Annotated in this window: 23 protein-coding genes and 1 riboswitch; of the genes, 14 read left to right on the top strand and 9 right to left on the bottom strand. The window is 38.9% G+C overall.

Translation table 11 applies throughout. The annotated features are described in order from the left end of the window. Window positions 1-235 precede the first annotated feature (235 nt). Window positions 236-586, top strand: coding sequence for a DUF3147 family protein (locus tag HLH14_RS09505; RefSeq protein WP_067722774.1), 351 nt, complete (start codon window positions 236-238; stop codon window positions 584-586). Between the two features lie 192 nt (window positions 587-778). Here the strand turns inward: HLH14_RS09505 and HLH14_RS09500 are convergent, their stop codons facing one another. Further along, window positions 779-1999 (bottom strand): alkane 1-monooxygenase, encoded by a 1221-nt coding sequence (locus HLH14_RS09500; protein WP_171533004.1) that lies wholly within the window; start codon window positions 1997-1999, stop codon window positions 779-781. Window positions 2000-2191: 192 nt separating this feature from the next. Between HLH14_RS09500 and HLH14_RS09495 the strand changes: the two genes are divergently transcribed. Further along, the gene (locus HLH14_RS09495; protein WP_171533003.1) at window positions 2192-3115 is read left to right on the top strand and encodes a cupin domain-containing protein; all 924 of its coding nucleotides are present in this window, start codon (window positions 2192-2194) and stop codon (window positions 3113-3115) included. 1 nt (window position 3116) lies between these two features. Here the strand turns inward: HLH14_RS09495 and lpxB are convergent, their stop codons facing one another. After that, on the bottom strand, window positions 3117-4313 hold the full coding sequence (gene lpxB / locus HLH14_RS09490) for a lipid-A-disaccharide synthase (RefSeq protein ID WP_171533002.1): 1197 nt from the start codon (window positions 4311-4313) through the stop codon (window positions 3117-3119). A gap of 228 nt (window positions 4314-4541) precedes the next feature. On the opposite strand from lpxB, the gene HLH14_RS09485 reads away from it, so the two are divergent. From HLH14_RS09485 to HLH14_RS09475, 3 genes are all read left to right on the top strand, one after another. Continuing rightward, window positions 4542-5432: a sulfite exporter TauE/SafE family protein gene (locus HLH14_RS09485; protein WP_171533001.1), complete on the top strand. Its 891-nt coding sequence runs from the start codon at window positions 4542-4544 to the stop codon at window positions 5430-5432. A gap of 127 nt (window positions 5433-5559) precedes the next feature. Next, a complete protein-coding gene (locus HLH14_RS09480; protein WP_214645278.1) occupies window positions 5560-6651 on the top strand; it encodes a 3-deoxy-7-phosphoheptulonate synthase in 1092 nt (363 codons plus the stop codon). A gap of 64 nt (window positions 6652-6715) precedes the next feature. Next, window positions 6716-7240: a protein tyrosine phosphatase family protein gene (locus HLH14_RS09475; RefSeq protein ID WP_067722782.1), complete on the top strand. Its 525-nt coding sequence runs from the start codon at window positions 6716-6718 to the stop codon at window positions 7238-7240. Here HLH14_RS09475 and ispF read toward each other — a convergent pair. Beyond that, the gene (ispF, locus tag HLH14_RS09470) at window positions 7228-7719 is read right to left on the bottom strand and encodes a 2-C-methyl-D-erythritol 2,4-cyclodiphosphate synthase (protein ID WP_067722784.1); all 492 of its coding nucleotides are present in this window, start codon (window positions 7717-7719) and stop codon (window positions 7228-7230) included. The genes HLH14_RS09475 and ispF overlap by 13 nt on opposite strands. Window positions 7720-7818: 99 nt before the next feature. Here ispF and HLH14_RS09465 point away from each other — a divergent pair, with 99 nt between their 5' ends. Both HLH14_RS09465 and HLH14_RS09460 read left to right on the top strand, forming a co-directional pair. Continuing rightward, entirely contained in the window at window positions 7819-8469 is a 651-nt protein-coding gene (locus tag HLH14_RS09465; RefSeq protein ID WP_067722787.1) for an A1S_1983 family putative colistin resistance protein, read from the top strand. 34 nt (window positions 8470-8503) lie between these two features. Continuing rightward, on the top strand, window positions 8504-8875 hold the full coding sequence (locus HLH14_RS09460; RefSeq protein WP_067722789.1) for an MmcQ/YjbR family DNA-binding protein: 372 nt from the start codon (window positions 8504-8506) through the stop codon (window positions 8873-8875). 37 nt (window positions 8876-8912) lie between these two features. Here HLH14_RS09460 and HLH14_RS09455 read toward each other — a convergent pair whose 3' ends face one another. The 5 genes from HLH14_RS09455 to HLH14_RS09435 form a co-directional block, all read right to left on the bottom strand. Then, on the bottom strand, window positions 8913-10157 hold the full coding sequence (locus HLH14_RS09455; protein WP_067722791.1) for a D-amino acid dehydrogenase: 1245 nt from the start codon (window positions 10155-10157) through the stop codon (window positions 8913-8915). 143 nt (window positions 10158-10300) lie between these two features. Further along, window positions 10301-10390: riboswitch (glycine riboswitch) on the bottom strand. Window positions 10391-10686: 296 nt separating this feature from the next. Then, the gene (locus HLH14_RS09450) at window positions 10687-11223 is read right to left on the bottom strand and encodes a GNAT family N-acetyltransferase (protein WP_067722793.1); all 537 of its coding nucleotides are present in this window, start codon (window positions 11221-11223) and stop codon (window positions 10687-10689) included. 152 nt (window positions 11224-11375) lie between these two features. Then, window positions 11376-12461 carry a chorismate synthase gene (aroC, locus tag HLH14_RS09445; protein WP_067722795.1) on the bottom strand — a complete coding sequence of 362 codons (1086 nt, stop codon included), beginning with the start codon at window positions 12459-12461 and terminating at the stop codon, window positions 11376-11378. Window positions 12462-12473: 12 nt separating this feature from the next. Beyond that, the gene (gene prmB / locus HLH14_RS09440) at window positions 12474-13484 is read right to left on the bottom strand and encodes a 50S ribosomal protein L3 N(5)-glutamine methyltransferase (protein ID WP_067722797.1); all 1011 of its coding nucleotides are present in this window, start codon (window positions 13482-13484) and stop codon (window positions 12474-12476) included. A gap of 91 nt (window positions 13485-13575) precedes the next feature. After that, window positions 13576-13956 carry a lysozyme inhibitor LprI family protein gene (locus HLH14_RS09435; RefSeq protein ID WP_067722799.1) on the bottom strand — a complete coding sequence of 127 codons (381 nt, stop codon included), beginning with the start codon at window positions 13954-13956 and terminating at the stop codon, window positions 13576-13578. 197 nt (window positions 13957-14153) lie between these two features. Here HLH14_RS09435 and HLH14_RS09430 point away from each other — a divergent pair, with 197 nt between their 5' ends. From HLH14_RS09430 to HLH14_RS09400, 7 genes are all read left to right on the top strand, one after another. Then, on the top strand, window positions 14154-14459 hold the full coding sequence (locus tag HLH14_RS09430) for a hypothetical protein (RefSeq protein ID WP_067722801.1): 306 nt from the start codon (window positions 14154-14156) through the stop codon (window positions 14457-14459). A gap of 259 nt (window positions 14460-14718) precedes the next feature. Next, window positions 14719-16092: an ABC1 kinase family protein gene (locus HLH14_RS09425; RefSeq protein ID WP_067722803.1), complete on the top strand. Its 1374-nt coding sequence runs from the start codon at window positions 14719-14721 to the stop codon at window positions 16090-16092. A 234-nt stretch (window positions 16093-16326) separates the two neighbouring features. Further along, the gene (locus HLH14_RS09420; protein WP_171255142.1) at window positions 16327-17613 is read left to right on the top strand and encodes an acyl-CoA dehydrogenase family protein; all 1287 of its coding nucleotides are present in this window, start codon (window positions 16327-16329) and stop codon (window positions 17611-17613) included. Between the two features lie 25 nt (window positions 17614-17638). Further along, window positions 17639-18838 carry an acyl-CoA dehydrogenase family protein gene (locus tag HLH14_RS09415; protein ID WP_067722807.1) on the top strand — a complete coding sequence of 400 codons (1200 nt, stop codon included), beginning with the start codon at window positions 17639-17641 and terminating at the stop codon, window positions 18836-18838. A 102-nt stretch (window positions 18839-18940) separates the two neighbouring features. Then, window positions 18941-19426 carry a GNAT family N-acetyltransferase gene (locus HLH14_RS09410; protein ID WP_067722808.1) on the top strand — a complete coding sequence of 162 codons (486 nt, stop codon included), beginning with the start codon at window positions 18941-18943 and terminating at the stop codon, window positions 19424-19426. Window positions 19427-19825: 399 nt separating this feature from the next. Continuing rightward, window positions 19826-20368: a type 1 glutamine amidotransferase domain-containing protein gene (locus HLH14_RS09405; RefSeq protein ID WP_086194783.1), complete on the top strand. Its 543-nt coding sequence runs from the start codon at window positions 19826-19828 to the stop codon at window positions 20366-20368. Window positions 20369-20536: 168 nt separating this feature from the next. Next, window positions 20537-21145, top strand: a complete 609-nt coding sequence (locus HLH14_RS09400; RefSeq protein WP_228139704.1) for a lytic transglycosylase domain-containing protein — start codon at window positions 20537-20539, stop codon at window positions 21143-21145. Between the two features lie 62 nt (window positions 21146-21207). Here HLH14_RS09400 and HLH14_RS09395 read toward each other — a convergent pair whose 3' ends face one another. Continuing rightward, on the bottom strand, window positions 21208-21783 hold the full coding sequence (locus HLH14_RS09395; protein ID WP_067722812.1) for a DUF4256 domain-containing protein: 576 nt from the start codon (window positions 21781-21783) through the stop codon (window positions 21208-21210). Window positions 21784-21998 lie beyond the last annotated feature (215 nt).

Genomic DNA, 21998 nt, shown 5'->3' with positions numbered 1-21998 from the left:
TAAAACTGCCATAATTGATTAATAAACAACCAGGTTATTTAAAAACTGGGTTGTCGCCTATTTATTGCTCAGACTTAAATTTTTAAGTCATTGATATTTATATTAATATACAAGTATTGCAGTAGGAAAACTCTGCTGGATGGAATGGACATCAGATCCATACTTTTTTGACTTCTTGTAACAACTATACTGCTAAACAAACTATAAAATAGCATTTTGGCTATAGGACATTTCCATGGCTTGGCTTATCACTAAGTACGCTATCACGGCAGGTATGATTGTACTTATTTCAGAAGTGGCTAAACGTAGTGACCGCTTAGGAGGACTAATTGCAGCCTTACCTATCGTGACGGTACTTGTGCTGATATGGATGAAAATTGAGGATCAAGATCCACAAAAAATTTCAAATCATGCTTGGTATACCTTTTGGTATGTGGTGCCGACCTTGCCTATGTTCTTAGCCTTCCCCATACTTTATCAGCGTTATGGATTTTGGCCATCTATAGCCATTTGCTGTGTAATGACTGTTCTTATCTTCATTTTATGGGCTGCTATATTGCGACATTTCGGCATTGATCTACTGTAAATAAAAGAAGGACACTTATGTTGGTTTTCCCAAAATCAACATAATATACGCTATACGGAATGTAATTAAATTGTCATATAAAATCAATATTATAGCAAATTACAAAAAGCCCATTCACCCTCGAATGGGCTTTTTTAATGATTTATCAATTAGAGACTTGGTCAAAAATATTAAATTTTCAACTTATATCCACTATTCTTTATTCAATAAGCGATCAATCACGCCAAATTTCTTGAAAATTTTCGCACGGCGTTTTGGATGAATATTGGCTTTATTTAAATCGCCCTCATAATGGTCAAATACGCGTTTATCCATCATTTTAAACCATAGCGATGGAATCAAAGCCGGCAATAACATGGTGGCATAACCACTTGGCAATTCAGGCGCTTCATCAAAATTACGTAACGCCTGGAATGGACGTGTCGGATAGGCATGATGATCTGAATGACGCTGTAACTGGTACAAAAACAGATTGGTGGTAATGTTATTATTATTCCAGCTATGCTCTGGCATGGTACGCGCATAAGAACCATCTGGTTTTTTATCACGCATTAAACCGTAATGTTCAATGTAGTTAATTATTTCAAATAAACTCACTCCATAAAAAGCCTGTGTGACCAAATACGGAATTACATCTTTGCCAAACAGCTTCAACATGGTGGCATGAAAACCTGCACTCATCGCCCAGCCTTGAAACAGCTCATTTTCCTTACTAAAGAATGATAAACCTTTACGTTTTAAACGGTTCTTTTCAATTTCTACGGCAGACTTAAGACCACCAAATACCGTTCTTGGCCAAAACTCATAGAAAGTTTCCCCCATTTTAGAAGATGCCGGATCTTCAGGCGTTGCAGCACGTTTATGATGTCCATAAGGATGCTCAACCCGAAAGTGGTTGTAAAACAAAGGCATTAACGTGGCATGAGAAAGATAGTGATCTTTTTTATTCGGACGGTGTGACAACTCATGAGCAGTATTTACCCCTACACCATTAATTGCCCCCATGGAAACACCCAACAGAATTTGATCAACAAAAGAGGTTTCTTTACGGCTCACTACATAGCCGGCAAATAGATTGGCTGCCATCTGCAAAGGAATAAACAGTTTCACAATACGGTCGTAATAAGGATCGTTCACTAATGAGGTAATTTGGTCATCACTTGGGTTGTTATTGTCTTTGCCTACAATGGCATCAACACTGGGAATAATCACATGCAGTAATAGAGGACCACCTAAAGCAAATATTTTTTTTGTGGCTTTAGGACCAAACTGATAGCCTGCCAAAATACCCATACCAATCACAGGTAAACCCGGGCTTAATAACCACCAATAGCGTTTTTTATCGAGTGCTAAACCTGAAGCAGTGGGCAGGGTTTGAATTGTCGTTTGATTTAAATTTACTGGTGCATTCATGCTGGCGATCTTCCCTATTTTTTGTTCTACCGTTATATTTCTAGAAATGGGCCATCAAGAACAGTTTTAAACGTCCAAAAAAGCTATGCAAACGTCCTTGGCATCAATAGCCAATATTTGACCTGAAAACACATGCTTGAGTGAATCAAGGCTTTTTATAATTTTTATTAGATGATGACAGAACGATAAGACATGGATGCTTTAAGTAAAATTTTTGATGATATTCATCTTAATAAATCTGAATATATTTATTTAAAACCGCAAGGTGACTGGGCATATTCTTATCAGGAACAAGATGCCATGATTGGCTATGTGGTTCTGGTGGGCAACATGACGATTCAACTGAATCCACACACCCAACTTCAGGTCGAAGCGGGTGATCTGGTGCTGATCCCTTCAGGGCAAAACCACTCTTGCCATAGCAATAATAAAAGTAATTTAATTGAAGCTCTAAATATCACAGCACTTTTTGATCAAAAAAGACAGGAAACTATCGAGTTTGGAAGTGTTAGCGGTGAACCTGCTCTCATTTTAGCGATTCGTTGTCATATTGATACAATTATGGCGCGTCCGTTACTCAATGCCCTGCCCAACTATATTCATATTCACCATATTACCGGCAGTACCGCACCTGAATGGCTACAGATTGGCTTACATTTTTTGGCGGTTGAAGCCTATCAAATTCGACCGGGTCGCGACAAAATTCTCGATCATTTGGTCAGTATTCTATTTATTGAATGTGTCCGTGACTATATTGCACAATTGCAGGATTCCAATAACTGGCTCAGAGCTTTGGCGCATACCGAACTGGCGAATGCTTTAGCCGCTATTCACGGTAAGCCTGAACAGGCTTGGACGGTGGAAAGCTTGGCGGAACAATGTTGTATGTCGCGCTCGAAGTTTGCCACTTTATTTAGCAATATCGTGGGTGAAACACCGTTGGCGTATTTACAGCAATATCGTTTCCGTTTGGCATCACAGCATTTACGCGAAGGACAATTATCGATTCAACAAATTGCCCATCGCGTTGGCTATTCTTCAGAAACGGCCTTTAGCCAAACTTTTAAACGATTATTTGATTTAACCCCTAGCCAGTATCGGCAACAATTTCAGTAAATCATTCTGGATTTGATGTATTCACGGCATTTAAGGTATTCAAAATCGCTTGAACAGGATCTTCACTATTTCCGGAAAGCAATTTCTTATGCATGGTGATGTGCTGCATCGCCTGAATTTGTGCAGTTTCAACATTCATCAATTTTTCAATTTCTGCAGCCAAATTTTCCGGCGTTGCATCACTTTGAATCAATTCTCGAATGATTTTTTTACCGGCAATAATATTGGGTAAAGAATAATAAGGAATTTTGATCAGGAATTTGATCACCACATACGTCAGCCAATTCAACTTATAAAACGTCACCATCGGACGATGCAATAACATTGCCTCTAAAGTTGCAGTTCCTGACGCCAAGGCCACAATATTTGAGGCATTCATGACCTGACGACCAATTTTTGACTCTGTATCTGTATTTTCCATCAAACAAATTTTAGCGACAAAATCAGCAGGATATTGTTTTAGCAATGCTTCAATCTGCTGCTTGCGTGTATCATTAATCGCAGGAATCAAAAACACATATTCGGGGTGCTTTTGACTAATGATTTTGGCTGCATCCAGCACTAACGGACCGAGTCTTTCAATTTCACCACGACGGCTGCCCGGTAAAAGTGCGATATGTTTATATTCAACATTCAAGCCAAGTTCTTGCTTGGCCTCAATCAGTGGGTTTGTGAGCGGCAGTTGACTTGCCAATGGATGCCCGACAAAAGCAGCGTGAACATCAAATTGCTTATAAAAGGCTTTTTCAAACGGAAATAAACACAGCACCAAATCAATACTGGCTTTAATGCCATATACCCGTCCCTGACGCCATGCCCAAACCGAAGGACTGACATATTGCACGGTTTTAATCGGTAAATTGTGCTGTTTTAAGCTTTTAGATAAACGTAAATTAAAGTCCGGTGCATCAATCCCCACAAATACATCGACCGGATCTTTAGTCCACGTATCGACCAATCCATCACGGACTGCGAAGAGCTTTTTAATATCTTTTAAGACTTCAACGATTCCCATCACCGATAAAATATCCATCGGATAATAGCTTTTGAAGCCTTCTGCAATCATTTGCGGACCACCGATGCCTTCAAATTCGGCATCAATTCCTTGCTCACGAAAACTACGGATGAGTTTAGCGCCAAGCGTATCTCCAGACACTTCCCCGACAACGATACCGATTTTAAGCTTCCGATTTTGCAAGTGTTTATCCTCAAATTTTTTAAAGTTTAACATAGCTGATCTTTCAGATTAATCATGATAGCGCTGCAAAGCTATTTTTTCTCATCAGAAATGAGGCTTTATCGTCCTGCCTAATCAACGCTATTTTCTATTTCTTTTTTTAGAATAAGCAAATCAATAATCAAGACAACGACTTATATGAAAAAGTCATAACATATGCACGTTTTTTGATATTTGGCATATATAACCATGTTTGGTCCACTCGAATTTATTTTAGCAGGTGTTTTGGTCGGTTTCTGCGTTGGGATTACAGGTGTAGGTGGAGGTTCATTAATGACTCCCATCCTGATTAGCCTGTTTAGAATCGAGCCACATATTGCCATTGGAACAGACTTGCTTTATGCCGCAATTTCAAAATTCTGCGGGTCTTTGGTGCACGCAAAAAAAATGAATATTGTCTGGCCGATTGTCCTTTGGCTTGCTGTGGGTAGTATTCCCGCTTCGCTTGCGACGCATTGGGTTCTAGAAAACTATCTGAGTCAATCAAGTAGCTATAAAGCTGTTTTGACCATGGTGTTGGGCTTTATGTTGACCCTGACCGGTATTTCCATCGTGTTCCGCGGCCACATTGAACGTTTCTTTAACAAGATGCGTAAAGATGTCCCTTTGGATATGACGCAGGATTTAGAAAAGGTTAACCTGCAAGCGAAAGACAAACGTGCTTATATTATCATTATGGGTATTGTACTTGGCGTATTTGTGACCCTTTCTTCAGTCGGTGCTGGTGCATTTGGGATTATGGCGCTTGTGCTGATGTTCCCGAATTTACCCATGATTCGTATTATCGGTTCCGATGTCGTCCATGCAGTGCTTTTGACTTTAGTCGCAGGGCTTGGACACATGAGCTCGGGTAATGTAGATTTACATTTACTCGGATGGTTATTGGTCGGTTCAATTCCTGCAATTATCGTTGGAACTTTGATCAGTTCCCGCCTGCCAGAAAAAATTATCCGTAAGATTCTCGGTATTACCCTATTCGCATTAGGCATGAATTTCATGCTTCATCCGGTCAAAGCAAAACCTGCAGAAAAACCGGCTACAGCGCAAGTGATCATTATTGAAAAAACGATGAAAGTTTAATTTAACTATACGATTCATCACTTTTTTTTGACCTATATATTGATCTTTTTTATAACATTGTGAACATACATTCGTGTTATATTCAGGCTACTAATAAAACTTTTGTATGATCGAACCAGTGACGGCAATGAATACACTACAGTCAAATCCTATTACACAATCTGACATCGATGACGTGAATGTACAAAGCATTCAGCCTTTGGTAACTCCTGCTGAATTAAAAAAAGAGTTGCCTCTGACTGAACATGCCTATCAAACCGTGCTAAAAGGTCGTGAAACCATTCGCAACATCCTAGATGGTAAAGACAAACGTCTATTCGTGGTCATTGGTCCTTGCTCAATTCACGACACGGTTGCTGCACATGAATATGCGGATCGTTTAAAAGTTTTAAGCGAAAAAGTGAAAGATACCCTTTATATTGTAATGCGCGTTTATTTTGAAAAACCGCGTACGACTGTGGGCTGGAAAGGTTTAATCAATGACCCTGACATGAATGACTCTTTCAATATTGAAAAAGGTCTTCGTATTGGTCGTCAGCTTTTAGTTGAACTGAATGAAAAAGGTTTACCATGTGCAACTGAAGCACTTGATCCTAACTCACCGCAATATTATCAAGATCTGATTTCATGGTCAGCAATTGGCGCACGTACGACCGAAAGCCAGACGCATCGTGAAATGTCTTCAGGCTTATCATCACCTGTAGGCTTTAAAAATGGTACAGATGGCGGTTTAACGGTTGCGACCAACGCAATGCAATCGGTTAAACATGGTCACAGCTTCCTCGGTCTAAATGATCAAGGTCAGGTTTCAGTCATTCGTACCAGTGGCAACCAATATGCCCACGTGGTACTTCGTGGTGGTAATGGCAAACCGAACTATGATGCAGGTTCTGTTGCAGAAGCTGAAAATGCTTTAGCGAAAGCCAAAGTCAGCAACAAGATCATGATTGATGCCAGTCATGCCAATTCAAACAAAGACCCGTACTTACAACCGCTTGTATTGAAAAACATCACAGAACAGATTCTTGATGGCAACAAGTCGATTGTTGGTCTGATGATTGAAAGCCATCTTAAAGGTGGTCGCCAAGATATTCCTGAAAATCTGGATGATCTTGAATATGGCAAATCAGTGACTGATGGCTGTATCGATTGGGAAACTACTGAAAAAGCCCTGCTCGATATGCATGAAGCACTCAAAGACGTTTTATCAAATCGCTAAGAGATTTAAAACGCCATCTAACCAGATGGCGTTTCTACTTTAACCTTAGGAAAAATTTTATCTTATGAATGAAATTGAAAATGTATTAAGCCACATCGAGAATTTCCAGTTTATTCACGAACACCTATTCACCTCAGCTCAGCCCACGGCTGAACAGTTGAAACTGATTAAAGAATACGGCGTGACCACGATTGTGAATCTGGGATTGTCTGATGCAGAGCAGCATTTAGCTCATGAAGATAAAATTTGTTTAGATTTAGGCTTAAATTATATTCAATTTCCGATTTCGCCAGAAATACCGTCTGATGATCAATGTTTACTGATCTTAGACATGCTGGCTCATTTAGTACAAGAACAAATGGTTTGGGTGCATTGCAGCAAAAATTATCATGTCAGTAGTTTGATGTATTTATATCGTCAATACTATATGGATATGGATATGCCTACGGCGCAAGAGCTGATGCATAGCATTTGGGAACCGAATGAAACTTGGACAGGTCTCATCCATGCGGTAGCCCTACAACTGCAAGGTCGCAAAGCCACCAAAGAATTACAGCAATCGCTGATCCATCCAGATCATTTTGCCTGATGCGAAATCAAAACTGTTGCCGTCGATAAAATCCCTTCTTCACGTCCGGTAAAGCCTAATTTTTCTGTGGTTGTGGCTTTGACACTAATTTGTGTGACATGTACATCCAGAACATCTGCAATACTTTGACGCATTTCCAGATTATGTTTCGCCAGTTTTGGACGTTCACAGGCAACAGTAATATCGGCATTATTCAGAACATAACCGCGGTCTAAAATCAGTTGATAGACATGTTTAAGCAAAACACGGCTATCAGCACCTTTAAATTTTGCATCGGTATCTGGAAAATGCTGTCCGATATCGCCTAAAGCCAAAGCACCCAATAATGCATCACATAAAGCATGAAGTACCACATCACCATCTGAATGTGCTTTTAAACCTTGAGTATGTGGAATTTTAATCCCTGCCAAAGTAACAAAATCACCCTCTTCAAAGGCGTGTACATCCATTCCCTGACCAATTCGAATTTGTGCGACCACTTTGAGCATCCTTAAGAAATAAATGATTGAGATGTTGTATTCACGCTTTCTATTTCGCTATAGTTACATCAGCGCAACATAGTGAAATTATAAGCGATCATGCTGGTGAATACCGATATTAATCTCATTAAAACATTAAGCACATTATTCAGTATTGGCTGTTTGTGCTCAACTTTGGCTCATGCTCAAAAAATTGACTGTTCCAGCCCCAACACCTCGTCAATGAAACAGATTTGTGCTGAAAATTTTGCCCAATCTCGAGAGAAATTAACCAATCATTATATCACTGCATTTTTGGTCAGTGATGCACCGGTTCACCTATTAGAAGATACGCATACTTTATGGTTTAAGCGCTTACAACAATGTAAAAGTCTGGACTGTTATAAGCAACAATTTGAACTGCGCATTGAAGATCTCAACTTTTATACTTCCCTGAATCAGAGTTTAACCAATCATTATTTAAAATTTGAAAATGGGCAAATTGCCAGTCAACCCGTACATTTACAAGTCCACCAACTCAGCAAAGATAGAATTAAAATTGAAGGCATCGCCTACCGTAATCCGAACAATAAATTAGAAACACAAACTGTTCCTTTCTTGGCCTATACAACGCCTGAACAGAAAAGTGAGATTACTGATAATGAACATGATTGCAAATATCAGTTCGATTTTAATAAGGCCATTTTATCGGTAAAAACAGAACAGAAAGGTTGTGAGCGTTTTGTCGGTGTATACCGGATTTATGATTAATTACTCAGTTTGATTTTTAAAAAGTATTGCGCTGATGGATGATCATTCGATTCAGAAAATTGCTCTTGAGACAGCTACAAGCTTAGTGGCGGCTGAACACTCACAACCTTTTGTCTTTGGTGTGGATGTATATAAAGTCTTAGATAAAATTTTTATGATGACCATGATTTATCAAGGCGAAAAAATTATCACTGTGAAATGCTCCCCGCAAGACGCTGAAATGCTGCGTGATATCTATCCATCGATTCGTCCGGGATATCACATGAATAAAAAGCACTGGATCACGATTTATCCAGGCCAAGAAATCACCATGGAATTGGTAAAAGATTTAGTCATTGCCTCATATGAACTGGTGATCAGTAAATTACCTAAACACCAGAAAATAGGTTTAGAGGCGATAAAATAAAAAGCATGAAGCTAAAACTCCATGCTTTTTTAATTACTTAAACTGGATGTTGTGAAGCGACTTCCTGACTAATCATCACCGCTGTAGCTGCAGATAATGTCCAGCCTAAATGACCATGTCCGGTATTATAAAAAACCCGTTCACGTTTTCCTCGTCGAACAATTGGCATCATATTGGGCATCATTGGGCGTAAACCTGCCCAAGGCACCGCATTTTCAGTACTAATATCAAAATGTTTATTCACCCAATCTGTCAGTGGTTGTATGCGATCTGCACGAATATCTCGGTTATAACCATTAAATTCAGCCGTTCCTGCAACACGTAAACGATCTGCACCTAAACGTGAAGTCACAATTTTAGAACTTTCATCCAGCAGGCTGACCCACGGCGCATTTTTGACACTGTCCTCATCATTTAAATCTAGAGTAATGGAATAACCTTTAACTGGATATATATTGACCCGATCGCCCAGTAAATTTGCCAAGTGATAACTTCCTACCCCCCCACAAACCACCACAGCATCCGCTTCCAATGATTCAACTGTCGCTGCATCTAAGCGCATATTTTCATTGCTAGCATGGTAAAGCACAGTGACACCTTTGGCATGATGTTTTACATCAGTCACTTCCATGCCAAACAGGTATTTCACGCCATATTTTTCAGATGCCTCGGCAAGCCCCTTGGTAAATTTATGAATATCGCCTGTGGCATCTCCGGGACAATAAAAGCCGCCATAATATTCTTCTTTCAAACTCGGCTCTATACTTTTAATTTCTGCCGGTGTAACCGGAATTCTTTCCAAACCACCCTCATTAAGCAAAGTATTAACCCGAGTTGCCACGTCATAATCAAGCTTGCTGTGGTAGAAATGCAGAATTCCACGCTTTTCCAAATCAAACTGAATATTTTCTTGTTCAGCAACAGCGAATAAATGCTCACGGGCTAATAACGCCATTTTTACGGTATCGCGAGTATTGGCTTCATAATTTTTAATATTGCTCATGAATTCCATTAACCAGCCATATTTATGCAGGTCAAATGAAGGGTTAAGTAACAGTGGTGCATTCTTATTCGACATCCACTTAATACCTTTCAGTACTGTGGCTTTTTGATTCCAGACTTCTGCATTACAGGCAGAAATTTGTCCACCATTGGCAAATGAGGTTTCCATCGCAGGATACAAATGTTTATCTATGACCGTGACTTTATAGCCCAATTTTGCCAGCTCATAGGCGGAAGTAACACCGGTAATTCCGGATCCGATCACCACGATACGACACATACGACACTCCCTGGAAATGTGTATACATTTCTTCTGAGCCCCATCTGTCATTGATACCTGAGAGCTTCGATCATGACGTTAAAAACTTAACACTGACCATCCCCTTCGGTGAGCATATTTAATATGCTTCTCTCCAGATTTTTGAAATTATTACAGTCCTTTTGCCTGAGAGTTTCCGGGGTCGTTGCTCCTTCGGCGTGTTCACAGAAGAACATCTCTCCTGCAATAATTGCTTATATTAATATGAGCAACTTTTGTACCATTCGCGAGCACTAAATTCATTTATTTGTTAATTAATTCCACTTAAATAAAAATAGAGTTGTATATCAAATAATTAAGATTAAAAAAGAATTATAAAAATTTAAATCTGGTAAAAATGAATTGAAATCAGTTATTCAAATTGCACATTTATATGAATTCAACGCTCTGATTTGGCTCTCTTAAAACGATAAGATCAGGCACTTAATTGGATTTTATTTTTTAAGCAAAATGGTCAAGCATTGAAAATTCCACATTAACTGATTTATCTCTATTTAATTACCGACTTGGTCATATGCTGTAATTTCAAATCAATCAAAGGTTGCCCTACATTTGCATGAATCGGATAAGACTCGATACATGCTATTTTTGAATAACCACATCTTTCATAATATTGAATCAGCTCTGTTCTTGCATCGAGTACAAACATTTCATAATGATTGAATGCTGGAAAAATTTCTAAGGCCCTTTTTTCAGCATATTCCAAAACATGCTTTCCAATACCCTGATTTTGCCAGTGTGAATTGACACAAAAAGTTCCTATTTCAACGTTATTTTGCTGAAAGGTTAAACCTATACAGGCGACTAAATCAGACTGCTTATTTCCCAAAGTTTCAGCAACAAATAAAGAGAAATTTTTTTGTTCTAAACTCTTTAATAATTGCTGATGATTGATTCGATCTCCGGCCATAATATCTTGTTCACTGGTCCAGCTAACCCCTGTATTGGTACGATATGCCTGATTAATTAAACTTATTAGGTTGTCGATATCATTTAAATTTGCGGTTCTATATCTTAATGACTTCATTATTTTTCTAAAAAAATTGAATTTAATAAAAATTACCACAAAGCATCATCAAACAAAATTCTATCCATAAAAAAACCAGACTTTAAGTCTGGTTTTTTTATCTAAGTTTGTAGCTAACAAAGTAGTGCTTTTTTGTTGCTATTCACTTAGGCTTAAATCGGTGCAAATGGCACAACTACATCCGCATTTTGTGCACGATGACGCATGAAGTGATCCATCAACACAATCGCAAACATGGCTTCAGCGATTGGTGTCGCACGCACGCCTACGCAAGGGTCATGACGACCTTTGGTCAATACGTCCGTATCTTCGCGGTCGATATTAATGGTTTTACCCGGTGTGGTAATACTTGCAGTTGGTTTCAGTGCGATTGCCACACGAATGGTTTGACCACTGGAAATACCCCCCAGAATCCCACCCGCATGATTGGCAAGGAAACCTTCTGTCGTCAATTCATCACGTGATTCATGACCAAACTGTTCAGCAACCGCAAAACCATCACCAATTTCAACGCCTTTAACCGCGTTAATACTCATCATGGCATGTGCGATATCGGCATCTAATCGGTCAAATACTGGCTCGCCCCAACCGACTGGAACATTCTCTGCAAGAATTTCCAGCTTCGCACCACAGCTTGTGCCTTGCTCACGAAGTGAAGTCACTAAAGCTTCAAAGCGTGGAACGGCATCAACATCACCACAGAAAAATGGATTGTTTGGAACTTCATTCCAATCCAATGTATTAGCTTTTTCTGTACCAATTTGCGTTACATGACCACGAATCACGATATCAAACTTTTCAGCCAGGTATTTTTTTGCAATTGCACCGGCTGCCACACGCATTGCAGTTTCACGCGCGCTTGAGCGACCGCCACCACGGTAATCACGGAAACCATACTTTTGGGTATAGGTATAATCGGCGTGACCCGGACGGAAAGTTTGCGCAATATTGCCATAATCTTTCGATTTTTGATCCGTATTACGAATCAATAAACCAATCGATGTACCTGTGGTTTTACCCTCAAATACACCGGAAATAATTTCAACTTCATCCGGCTCTTTACGCTGAGTTGCGAATTTAGAGGTTCCCGGCTTACGACGGTCTAAATCTTTTTGTAAATCTGCTTCAGTCAGTTCAATCCCAGGCGGCACACCATCGACAATTGCCATCAGGCCAACGCCATGAGATTCACCACAAGTCGTTACACGGAACAGTTGTCCAATACTATTACCTGCCATGTTCACAACTCCTTATGCTTGAACAGATTGTACAAATAAATCACGGTATTTACGGCATTGTTCTGCTGTTAAAGCAAAAATACCCGAACCACCTTTTTGGAAAGTTAACCAATGGAAATCCACGGTATTAAAGTTCTGTTTCATTGCCCATTCAGAATTTCCTACTTCAATGATAATTAAACCATCTTCAGTTAAGTAATCCGCAGCTTGCGCTAACATTTTACGAACCAAGTCTAAACCGTCTTGACCTGCAGCAAGTGCAAGTTCTGGCTCATGCAAAAATTCAGCCGGTAAATCCGCCATATCTTCAGCATCTACATACGGAGGATTGGACACGATTAAATCATATTGATTTTCAGCAGGAATTTTTGCAAATAGATCTGATTCCATCAATGCTACTTGGAATTGTTGGTTATGATGTTCACAGTTAATCTGAGCCACTTCTAACGCATCTTTCGATAAATCTGTCGCATCCACTTCTGCTTCTGGGAATGCATAAGCGAGTGCAATGGCAATACAACCTGAACCAGTACACATATCTAAAATACGACGTGGCATTATAGGATTTGGATTTTCCGGTAAGTTGTTGACACCTTCACGTGGCTGATGATTTTCATCTAAGCAATATGGCGCGAAACGGTTTTGAATCAATTCTGCAATTGGTGAACGTGGAATAAGTACACGTTCGTCAACGTAATAAGGTTTGTCACAGAAATATGCAAGATTCAATAAATATGAAGTTGGCACTTTTTCATTGATACGACGTTCAAGCAAACTGATAAATTCAGCTTTTTCACTTGGCAGTAATTTCGCATCTAGAATTTCTGGATTTGCGCTCCAGTCCAATGCCAATGTTTGCAATACTAAAGCCGAGCTTTCTGCAAAAAAGTCTTCTGTACCTTGACCTAAGTGTGCATCGTATTGACGTAGAGCTGAAACACCAAAACGGATAAAATCACGAATTGTGCTTAGGTTTTCAGCGGCTTCCTGTAAATGTTCAGGGCTAATAGTCAGTTGATCCACTTAAGGCATCTCCAAGGTCAAATTTTTTAAAGCGCCTTATGATACCTTGTTTTAACCGTTTTTTATAATGTTTCAATCAGCTTCAAAACAATTATCTATACGCAATTTGCTTAGTTTTATAATAGTAAGCTCGCTCCATTGTCATTTCTAATACGCATTTTGCTTGTCGAACCTCTATAGATGCAGAGGTCACATTGTAATAGCATTGTTGATTAAGACGGTTTACCCAGAGTTGATGTTGTTGCTTAACACTGCTTTGATTATCACCACTATTTTTTAAATAATTTTTATAGTATTTGTTTAAAAGTTTTCCCTGCGTTTTTAATTCCTTATCCACACAGTTTTTAACTGTTGCAGTTTGACCATAAGATGTGTTTAGACATTTGTTATATTCATCAGAATATCCTTGTGCTAAAACTGAGTTCGAACCCAAAGCAGCTACACTAAAAATCACTGGTAGTACAAATCGCATCACATTCCCCTGTCTTAAATGACTCAATTTTAAATACTATTGTTTTGTTTATTCAGGGATACTACAACAATCATGTGCAAATTCCTATATCACGGCAGTTTAAGCCTAAATCAGATAAAAACTTCTTTACAATTACACATTGAATCTGCAGCAAATGCCCTTATATAGTTTTCATTCTTTGTCTAAATATTTTTTTTATGAGCTACAAACACAATAATTTAATGGCAATGCGCCAAAACTATTGGAATGATACAGCTTCAGTCCAGGTTGAAAGCGAGAAACAATTCTTTCAGCAAACCTTGATTGAACACGATATCTACACAGCCCCATCAGAAGATGATGCCAAATATCTGTTCTTTAGTTTACCGAGCATTATTATTGTAAAAGGTTATGCTCTTGGTTTTAAACATGACAGCGTTCAAGCCATGATTTTTAAACATATTCAAGACAATAAAACCGTATTGCAGCAAAAAAGTGACATTAAAATTCAATTCCGTATGTAAACATTTATATACAGACAAGACAATTTCTTGTGCTCGTATTCCTCTAAAAGCGAATAAATAAGGTTGTTACCAATTTAGTTCAACAGTGTGAAAAAGCCTCTACATCTCATAAGACTCAGGCTTTTTATTGAAAAATAAATTAAATATTAAGCATATTAATGCTCTGTACAGCAGGTTGAACTTTTTTAATACGTGAATACACGGTAATATCCGCTACAATTAATTATTCTGCGACTTGCTGATTAAAGGATTTTGTTTAATGTCAGATCAGAACGATAAGCTTAAACAACTCAAAACTTCCTCTATGGATCGACGCTTATCTATCGCTAAAGCTTCATTACTAGCAGGAACGCGTTGGGCTGCCTCTAGCGCAACCACTATGTTCTCCAATGAAGCAGACAAAGAAAAGAAACGTAAAAAAGCCATGAAAGAACAGGCGGATTATCTTGTTTCTGAAATTGGAAAATTAAAAGGTTCTATCGTTAAGATCGGGCAAATGATGGCGCTTTATGGCGAACATTTTTTGCCAGAAGAAATTACTCAAGCGCTGAATACTTTAAATAATCAAACCATCGCGCTTGCATGGCCAGCGATTAAAGAACATTTAGAACAACAATTGGGTTCTAAACTGAATGATTTAACTATTGATCATGAACCATTAGGCACCGCATCTTTAGCGCAAGTCCATCGCGCCACGCGTAAATCAGATGGTATGGAAATTGTACTTAAAATTCAATATCCTGGCGTAGCCGATGCCATTGATTCGGATATGAGCTTATTTAAAAATATGCTCAAATTGACCCGCATGGTGCCGCAAACTCGTGAATTTGATCAGTGGTTTGATGAAGTTCGCGAAATGATGCACCGTGAAGTTGATTATGATATTGAAGCTGCAACGACACGTCGTTTTGCCGAACGTTTAAAAGACGATCCGCGCTATATCGTGCCACAAATTATTGATGATTATTGCACAGATCAAATTTTGTGCATGACCTTTGAACGCGGTGTGCCGATCAATAGCCCTGTCATGCTCTCTTTGCCTCAAGAGCGTCGCAATCAAATCGGTGAAGCTTCACTCGAGATTGCAGTACGTGAAATTTTTGAATGGGGTGAAATGCAGACCGATCCAAACTTTGGTAATTATTTGGTTCGTTTGGGTAATGGTTCAGATAGCCAAGATAAAATTATCCTGTTAGATTTTGGGGCCATTCGTCAATTTGATGAGCACTTGCTGAGTGTTGCACGCAATTTAATCCAGGCCGGTTATCGTCACGATAGTGATGAAATGGTTCGTGCCATGACCGGTTATGAATTCTTTGATTCAATTCCGCAAAGCATTAAGCCAGATATGGCAAAAGTGTTTTTATTGGCCACTGAAGCATTTAGCACAACTGCTAATAATCCAGACTTACCTGAAGGTGTGATGGATGAGCAGCAACGCTATGACTGGAAAAAAAGCCAATTGCATAGTCGCGTGATGCAACGTGCATCCAAATCGATGGCATCGCGTTATTTCAGCGTCCCCCCGAAAGAATTTATGTTTATTAGCCGTAAATTCATTGGGGCATACACATTTATGACCGTGATCGATGCAAAAACCAATGTGCGCAAGATGGTCGCAAAATTTTTATAATCGATTCTGACTAGAGTGGCTGCATTGTCATTCTAGTCAACCTTACCTTTATAACCCACCTTTATAATGATTAAAAATAAATATTATTCAATCATTTAATAACTTTAAAATTCATTTTAAACCGTTCATCTAAGTCAATTTTAATTGTCAGTCATGACATAGTCTTTTCTAAGTTTGCATGTCAGCATAAAAATACAAAGAATCGAAAATCGATGGACGATAACAATGACCAATATGGTAAACAAAGCACAAGGATTTGGGCTATCACTCATCACTAAAATTGCCGGTAGCGATGTTCTTGATCAATTCAAACTGCGTAAATTTCTTGAAAAATCGTTATATCAAGGTTCAAAAATCGGTTTTAAAACCTTAACTAAAACCCAAAAAGCATTTAAAGCCAATTCCAATGTCAGCAAACAACGTTTACCCAATCAACACAAGTCATTATTTGATTTAAGCTTGACTAAAGAACAGCAAATGACCTGTGATGCAATGGACCAATTTGCATCAGAAGTGCTTTATCCCTTAGCGGCTGAAGCAGACAATAATGAAAAATTTCCCGCAGCACTTTGGCAACATGCTACCGACTTAGGACTGAATGACTATGCTCTTACAGAAGCTCTGGGTGGAGTTGCAACCGAAAAAAACATTCTAAGTAATATCCTGATTGCTGAACATTTGGCCAAAGGTGATTTCACCTTAACGGCAGGCTTACTTTCAACATTTAGTGTGATTAATGCAATTACACAATGGGGTTCTGAAAAAGTTCAGTCTACCTATTTAGCAAGCTTCACAAATGATCCCGATATTCACGCTACATTTGCCGTACAAGAAGCGACTCCTGCATTTAACCCATTCAACCTAAAGACCAAAGCAAGTTCAACCCATGGAAAATACACCCTTCAGGGTGAAAAAACTTTAGTGCTATTAGGTGAAACTGCCGATTTATTTCTGGTGAATGCTGAACTGAATGGCTCGCCCGAGGTTTTTATCGTCAAACGTGACAATAGTATTACCGCAAAGAAAAGCTCAGCAATGGGTCTAAAAGCTGCAGAAACCGTAACATTATATTTCAATAATAGCCCTGCTGAATTATTAGGTGATGATGACTTTAATTACACTGCTTTCTTGGATTTAGGCAATTTAATGTGGTGTGCGATGGCTGTGGGAACCTGTGAAGCAGTAAAAGCTTACTGTATTCAATATGCCAATGAGCGTACTGCTTTTGGTGAGCCTATTTCACACCGACAAAGTGTGGCGTTTATGATTGCAGATATGGCGATTGAAATTGATGCCATGCGTATGCTGATCTTAAACGCTGCCAGTCTTGCTGAGGCAGGTCAACCTTTTCATCGCGAAGCCTATTTAGCACGCCTACTCTGTGCAGAAAAATCAATGAAAATTGGCACGGATGGTGTGCAAATTCTGGGTGGTCATGGATTTACCAAGGAACATCCGGTTGAGCGTTGGTACCGTGACTTACGCGCCACAGCGATCTTACATTCAGGCTTACATGCTTAATCTATAAAAATAAGGAATTACGCAAATGAATTTACAAAATCCTAAAAAATTTAAGATGCTGATAGATCAGGCGCATGAATCAGCTTTAAATGTATTACGTCCGATTTCACGAAAATATGACAAAGCCGAACACAGCTATCCGAAAGAACTCGACATGTTTGCCTCATTAATTGATGGCATGAATGATGGTGGCGACGGAATAAATGCGGGGGCTGCGGTTGGAAAACGTGGAAGCACAGAAGCAGGAAATAAAAATGGCGTCAACATGTCCACCGTACTCGGCGTGATCGAGATGTGCTATGGAGATACTGGCTTATTACTCAGTATGCCCCGTCAAGGTTTAGGCAACTCTGCCATTGCAGCAGTCGCAAATGATGAACAGTTGGAACGCTTTAAAGGCACGTGGGCGGCTATGGCGATTACTGAACCCGGTTGTGGTTCCGACTCAGCAGCGATTCGAACCACGGCTACCAAAGATGGTAATGATTACATCATAAATGGTGAAAAGATTTTTGTGACCTCTGGTGAGCGTGCTGACTCTGTTGTGGTCTGGGCAACATTAGATAAGAAACTCGGACGTGCGGCTATTAAATCCTTTGTGGTTCCTAAAGGCACTTCAGGAATGAAAGTGGAACGCCTTGAACATAAACTGGGGATTAAAGCGTCTGATACCGCGGTCATCAGTTTTATTGACTGTCGTGTGCCTGCAGAAAACTTATTGGGCCATGCTGAAATTGATGTTGCCAAAGGCTTTGCTGGTGTCATGGAAACTTTTGACAATACTCGCCCTTTGGTTGCAGCGATGGCTGTCGGTTGTGCAAAAGCCTCTTTAGAAAGAATTAAAGAAATTTTTAAAGATCAATTAGATGAAAATTACGCTACGCCCTATTTGCAAACCTCCCATATCGCAGCACAAATTTACCGTATGGAGGCGGAATGGGAAGCTGCTCGCTTACTCACCATGAAAGCGGCCTGGATGGCAGATAATAAAAAGCCAAACTCACGTGAAGCCTCCATTTCCAAAGCAAAAGCGGGACGGATGTGTAATGAAATCACCTTAAAATGCGTAGAACTTGCTGCAAGCATTGGTTATAACGAAGATGAATTACTGGAAAAATGGGCACGTGACTCAAAAATTCTCGATATTTTTGAAGGTACCCAACAAATTCAGCAATTGATTATCGCACGACGTGAATTAGGCAAGAGTTCGAGTGAATTAAAATAAGTTTTATGCATTTTCTCTGCATAAAACCTTAAAGGAGATGGATTTTTATCAGGTATAGGGTTATAAAAATCCATCTCTTTTTATTTCTATAGATTTAAGCTTATGTATCAAGTTAGACCTATTCAAGCACAAGATAATGCTAAAATGGCACGCATCATTCGCAAAGTTTCCCAAGAATTTGGACTTGCTCCTGAATCAGGTTTTGCTGTAGCTGACCCAATTTTAGATGACTTATACAAAGTTTATCATCAACCTAATGCTCAATACTGGGTGATTGAAAATGAACAGGGTGAAATTTTGGGTGGCGGTGGTTTATCTCCTTTAAAAGGTGATCACACCCTTCTAGAAATTCAAAAAATGTATTTTTTACCAGAAATACGCGGTCTAGGATTTGCTAAGCAACTGCTAGAAAAAGCTTTTCAGTTTACCCTACAGCAAGGTTTTAAATCTTGTTACCTAGAAACCACCAAAGAACTTTGGCAAGCCGTCAAACTTTATGAAAAATTAGGGTTTGAGTATTTAAATCATCCCAAAGGCAACACAGGTCATAGTCATGCCTGTGAAATTTGGATGGAAAAACGACTGTAATTCTTCTACATTTTAAACAATGTTCTAGCATTAAAAAGAACCTTCTTTAATTTGAGATTTCTTATATTAAGCCTTTTGATTTATAACCCCATGTCAGCATTTGCTTACACAGAAAGCCTTCATTGACGCCTATGCTAAAATCAGCATGAGCCTTAATATAAAAATATTAGGAAGCAAGATGTTTCCATAATAAAAATAATAAACGATATAAGCAGGATGCATAAAGGTAAAACAGGAGTTGTACCTTGTAACTAATATGAATAAGCCCCGTCACGATGATGGGGCTTATTTTTTGCCAAGAATTTTCAAACCTTAACAAGAATAAGCCAAAATTTGTACAGCTTCATTGGTTCAGCTTGCTAATGTTAAAGTTTCAATCAGTCATTCAGGATCACTAAAATGTCTAAAAAAGCCTTATTTATTACTTCAAATGTGGGCGTAGAACAAGATGAGCTGATCAAACCGTCTGAATATTTACAATCAAAAGGTATTGAAGTGATTCATGCCGCAGAAGAACAAAAGGATGTTCAAACGGTTAAGAGTGATAAGGAACATGCAACCTCTTATACACCGCAAACCACTTTATCTAGAGTCTCTCCGGAGGACTATGATATTTTGGTCATTCCTGGAGGAACGGTAAATGCTGATACCCTTCGATTAAATAAGGATGCTCACAAAATTATTCAGCACTTTACCGATAATGCAAAACCTATTGCTGCCATTTGTCATGGACCGTGGGTATTAATTAATGCGGAAAGAATTAAAGATAAAAATTTAACCTCTTATAAAAGTATAAAACTGGATTTAGAAAATGCCGGTGCGAATTGGGTTGATGAAGAAGTTCATCGCTGCAATACCAATAATTGGCCATTGATCACATCGCGAAGCCCCGATGATATCCCTGCCTTTAATCAAGCTATTTTGCAAGAATTGGATAATTAACAAAATCTCTAAGCGATAAGTCCCATTAACGTAATGGGACGCTTTAATTTAAAGCTTGTCATATTCAATTATTGAATGATCAATTCATCAAAATACTTCACAAATCATTTGAATAATACAAAACATCAACTATTGACTCACGCTACACAGACCACTAGCATAACTTCAATAAAATTTTACTTTGGGTTTCTAACCTTGTTGATTACGCGCTATTTATCTCATTTACGTTCAAAATTATCCCATAATAATTTTTTTACATTTAAATCAACAGCTATCGTCATTACTGCTCTAGCTTTTACCGGCTGTACATCCTTTGGTGGGAGTTCAGTCGCTAAACGATCTGCCAAATTATCCACAGGCATACAAAAAGCATATGCTGTTGCACCCGATACAGCAAATCGTGTATCTCCCATGATTATCCAAAGTTCGGACAAATATGCTGTTGATCCATTACTAGTAGCTGCCATGATTCGACAAGAATCAAGTTATAGGAACTATGCCATTTCACCCGCGGGTGCCGTTGGACTCACTCAGGTGATTCCACGTTACTGGCAACAAACATGTCCAGGTGATTTAAGTGATGAATATCATAATATTAATTGCGGCACCTATATTTTATCCACCTATAACAATAAAGCAGGAAGTTGGCCTAAAGCGCTTGCTTATTATAATGTTGGACCTGCGGGCTATAACTCCAGCTCTAAAATGAAAAAACAAGGTGAAAAGTATGCAAGGCAAGTTAAACAACATCACAACACTTTAAAGGGTGCTTTATAAATTTAATCAAAATCCTCCTGCCTATTGGATAGGAGGATATTATTCATATTCATTTGTTATATCTAGACTCTAACTAACGCCCGAAAACCTCGAGAAGCATAATAAGATTCTGCTCCATTATGATAAACAAAAACTCGTCCATAACGCTTATCAGCAAAAAGAGCGCCACCTTTCTTGCGGATATCATCCGGTGTAAATAACCAGCTTGAAGTTTTCATATCAATCGAATCTATTGCTTGCAGTTCATAATAATCATGCTCGGTTAACAATTCGACTCCCATAACTGAAGCAAGATCTAAGACTGAATTTTCAGGTTTATGGGCTTTCCTGGAATCTAGTGCTTTTCGGTCATAACATAAGCTTCTACGACCCGATGGGCTCTCTATACTACAATCCATAAAAACATAGTGATCGGTGATATGATCATGCAATACGACATCAGGTTCACCACCTGTTCGTTCCATTTCATGCAATGACCACATTTTAGTTGGGCTTGCTTCCAGCTTTTGCTGGATTTTTGACCATTGCATTGCTTTATGCCGCTGCATATTCTGTTCAAATCGTATTTTTAAAATATTTAAAAGATGTGCTGCTTGGTCTTCGTTTAATTGTATTTCGAATTGCTTATTCTGTTTCATTTTATATTCCTATATTTTTATTTTACATATTTTGCATTATTCCTTTCCCAGACTACAAGTCTGAAAATAATGAGGAATTGTACAGATAAAGTCTCTTTACTTTCCCTTTCCTTCAGGCATAAAAAATCCCCCTCTGCTTTATAGCGGAGGGGGATTTTTCGGAATAATGAGCTGGCGATGACTTACTCTCACATGGGTAACCCCACACTACCATC

It is taken from the genome of Acinetobacter terrae (assembly GCF_013004375.1).
GTDB lineage: Bacteria > Pseudomonadota > Gammaproteobacteria > Pseudomonadales > Moraxellaceae > Acinetobacter > Acinetobacter terrae.
The sequence above is the reverse complement of the archived record's forward strand: the minus strand, read 5'-3'. Positions and strand labels throughout refer to the sequence as shown.